Source organism: Oscillibacter sp. CAG:155 (assembly GCA_000436875.1).
GTDB lineage: Bacteria > Bacillota > Clostridia > Oscillospirales > Oscillospiraceae > Oscillibacter.
The window spans coordinates 4,380-7,641 of sequence record FR890952.1 but is presented as its reverse complement, the minus strand read 5'-3'; the positions used below and the strand labels follow the sequence as shown (position 1 = coordinate 7,641).

Here is a 3,262-nt window from a genome sequence, read left to right as displayed (position 1 = left end):
GCCGCCGGCGACGCACTCGTGCCGGGTCAGGCTGCCGCCGTCCTGGGAGAGGCCGGAGAGGGCGTCATACTCTGCCAGAAAGCCGATGATGGGACGGCCGCTGCCATAGGAGGCGGAGAAAGCGGTGGGGATGTTGCAGATACCCTTTTCCACCGTGAAGCCCTCTTTTTCCAGCACGTCGCAATACAGCGCTGCGGATTTCTCCTCCTGCAGCGAGAGCTCCGCAAAGGACCAGATGGAGTCCGCTACCTGGCGCACCAGATCCGCCTTGCCCTCAATGGCGGCCAGTGCCGCCCGCTTTTCGTCTGTCATAAAACTGCTCCTTTCCCGGGCGAAACGGCCCGTCCACATAAAAACGGGCACGCACGAGTGGTGCGTGCCCGGATTTGGCCCGCCGCCTGCATCATGGCGGGAGGCGGGAGACTATGAAAACGTAAACAATACGCTCAGAGTACCTTGCTGAGGAAGTCCTGCAGCCGGGGATGCTGGGGATGCTCGAAAATCTCCTCCGGCGTGCCCGACTCCAGCAGTTTGCCGTCTGCCATGAAGAGCACTCGGTTGCCCACTTCCCGGGCAAAGCCCATCTCGTGGGTGACGACCACCATGGTCATCCCCTCCTGGGCCAGCTCCTTCATGACTTCCAGCACCTCACCCACCATCTCGGGGTCCAGGGCGGAGGTAGGCTCATCAAAGAGCATGACCTCGGGCTCCATCATCAGCGCCCGGACGATGGCGATACGCTGCTTCTGGCCGCCGGAGAGCTGGATAGGATAGGCACCTGCCCGGTCCTTGAGGCCCACCCGGTCCAGCAGAGCCAGGGCCTTTTCCTCGGCCTCGGCTTTGTTCATGTGCTTGACCTGGATGGGGGCCAGGGTCATGTTGTCCATAATGGTCATGTGGGGGAAAAGGTTGAAATGCTGGAACACCATGCCCATCTTCTGACGGTGGTGGTCGATGTTCAGCTTCACCATCTTCCCGTCGGCGTTGCGCACCTTCTTTTTGGTGATGTCCACGCCGTCAAAGACAATGGAACCGCCGGTGGGCTGCTCCAGCAGGTTCAAACTGCGCAGGAAGGTGGACTTGCCGGAGCCGGAGGGGCCGATGACCACCATCACGTCGCCCCGGTTGATATCCACGGTAACACCGTCGAGAGCCTTGATGGCGCCGTGGTTATAATGCTTTTTCAGGTCAGTGACCTGGATGAGACTATCTCTTATCGCCACGGCTCATTCTCCTTTCGAAGTACGCAATGATCTTAGAGGTGGGGAAGGTTAGGCAGAAGTACACGATGGTGGCGATGACCAGGGGCTCTGCAATCCGGTAGGTGGCGCCCTTGATGGAAGTCACCGCGTACATGATCTCCTGCACACCGATGGTGTAGCAGATGGAGGACTCCTTGATGATGGTGACAAACTCGTTGGCGATGGCGGGCAGGATGTTCTTAATGGCCTGGGGCAGGATGATAAAGCGCATGTTCTGCACCTGGCTCAGACCCAGGGAGCGGGCTGCCTCCGTCTGACCGCCGTCGATGGACTGGATACCGGAACGGATGATCTCAGAGAGGTAGGCGCCGGAGTTCAGGGACAGCGCCACCACGCCGGGCAAAAAGCGGTCAAAGCGAATCGACCCGAAGAGCTTGAAGGAGGGCAGGTCCACGCCGCCGAACACCACATAGTAGACCATGAACAGCTGAACCAGCATAGGCGTGGCACGGAAGACTTCCACGTACACGGTCGCCACAAAGCTGATGGGATTGAAGCGGCTCAGCGTGACCAGAAATCCCCGGTCCCGGAGATGGCCGTCAGAGGTCAGCGCCAGGAAACGGAAGGGACACACGCTGGAAAGCCGCATGATGGCCAGGATCAGGGCCAGGATGAAGCCGAAGATAACAGTCAGTGCGGAAAGCGACACCGTGCAGATCAGGCCCTGCTTGAAAAGCTCTATGTACTCTAATGTCGTTTTGAAACCGGCGGCAGTAAACACAGGCGGTTTCCTCCTTTTCTTTGGATAACATGAAAAAGCAGCCAATTCCTCCCCGTGGTCTCACGGGGAGGAATTGCGGATATTCAGCGGTGCAATTACTGCTGGACGATCTCGCCGTCCTGGAGGTAAGCATAGTCACCGGAAGCCAGATCCACGGCGTTGACCACATACTGATCGAAGGAGCCGTCTTCCTTGGCAGCGGCGATGGCGCGGTTCACGCCTTCCAGCAGAGCGGCGTTGCCCTTGGAGACACCCACCACGGAGCCTTCGGCGTCATAGGGGACTTCCAGAGCCAGGCACAGCTCGGGGTACTGGGTGGCATAGCTCTCGGCCACCATGGTCTCAATGAAGGCACCGTCCAGCTTGCCGGTCACCAGCTCGGCAATGATGTCGGGAACCTTGGTCAGCTCGATGACGTCAGCGTCGGGGGTGTTCTTGTGGGCCAGATCAGCCTGGATGGAGCCGACCTGAGCGCCGATCTGATAATCAGGGTTGTTGGCATCTTCCAGAGAGGTGAACTGATCCTTGTTGGACTCCAGGCACACGAAGGACTGGCCGCCGGTGATGTAGACATCGGAGAAGTCCATGCTGTCAGCGCGCTTGGGATCGGGGGAGTAACCGGCCATGCCCAGATCCACGTTCTTGTTCTGCAGCTCCATGATGGTGCCGTCGAAGTCCATGGGAATGACTTCCAGCTTCAATCCCAGATAATCGGCAATGTACTGCGCCAAGTCCATATCGAAGCCGGCCAGCTGGGGATCGCCGTTTTCGTCCAGAGCATAGAACTCGTAGGGGGCGAAGTCGGGGCTGGTGGCCACGGTGAGGGTGCCGTCCGTGACGGTGGTGATGGCGGCCTTGAGATCGTCATCGCTCATAGCGGTGTAGTCCACGGTCTCTTCCTCGGTTTCTTCGGTGCTGTCGCTGCCGCAGGCGGCCAGGCTCAGCGTCATGGCCAGGGCCAGCAGCAAGGTCAAAAACTTCTTCATGATGCAATCTCCCTTTTCCAATCAATCTCCCGCCAAAGCGGGGTAACATATGCGTTTTTCCTCCGGGGAAGCGGCTCCCCCTCGGGACATGCCTTACCTTATCACGCCATCCCTGTGGTTGTCAATACTTTTCCGCAAAAAAATGAATATTTATTTGCTTGAGCTTGGATGAAGATGAAAAAATATCCATCTAATTCTGGAAAAATCCAGGTGAATTGTGGATTTTAACGAAAACTGATGAATGGGGAAAATGCATATAAAAATGAATATTCAGAATCAAGCCCCTGCTGTGG

General features: G+C 57.8%; 3 protein-coding genes and 1 pseudogene. All 4 read right to left on the bottom strand.

The genetic code is table 11. The features are described from left to right. Window positions 1–312: pseudogene (locus QZL67_RS09565) on the bottom strand (amidohydrolase); the annotation flags it as partial. Between the two features lie 134 nt (window positions 313–446). Beyond that, window positions 447–1,223 carry an amino acid ABC transporter ATP-binding protein gene (locus QZL67_RS09560; RefSeq protein ID WP_022290494.1) on the bottom strand — a complete coding sequence of 259 codons (777 nt, stop codon included), beginning with the start codon at window positions 1,221–1,223 and terminating at the stop codon, window positions 447–449. After that, complete coding sequence (locus QZL67_RS09555) at window positions 1,207–1,983, bottom strand: amino acid ABC transporter permease (protein WP_022290493.1); 777 nt, start codon at window positions 1,981–1,983, stop codon at window positions 1,207–1,209. The genes QZL67_RS09560 and QZL67_RS09555 overlap by 17 nt, the downstream gene beginning before the upstream one ends. 95 nt (window positions 1,984–2,078) lie before the next feature. Beyond that, window positions 2,079–2,969: a transporter substrate-binding domain-containing protein gene (locus tag QZL67_RS09550; protein WP_022290492.1), complete on the bottom strand. Its 891-nt coding sequence runs from the start codon at window positions 2,967–2,969 to the stop codon at window positions 2,079–2,081. Window positions 2,970–3,262 lie beyond the last annotated feature (293 nt).

What these genes read in the sequence shown, in the direction of transcription:
- QZL67_RS09550 (WP_022290492.1), bottom strand. Translation starts at nt 2,969, where the DNA reads ATGAAGAAGTTTTTGACCTTGCTGCTGGCCCTGGCCATGACGCTGAGC.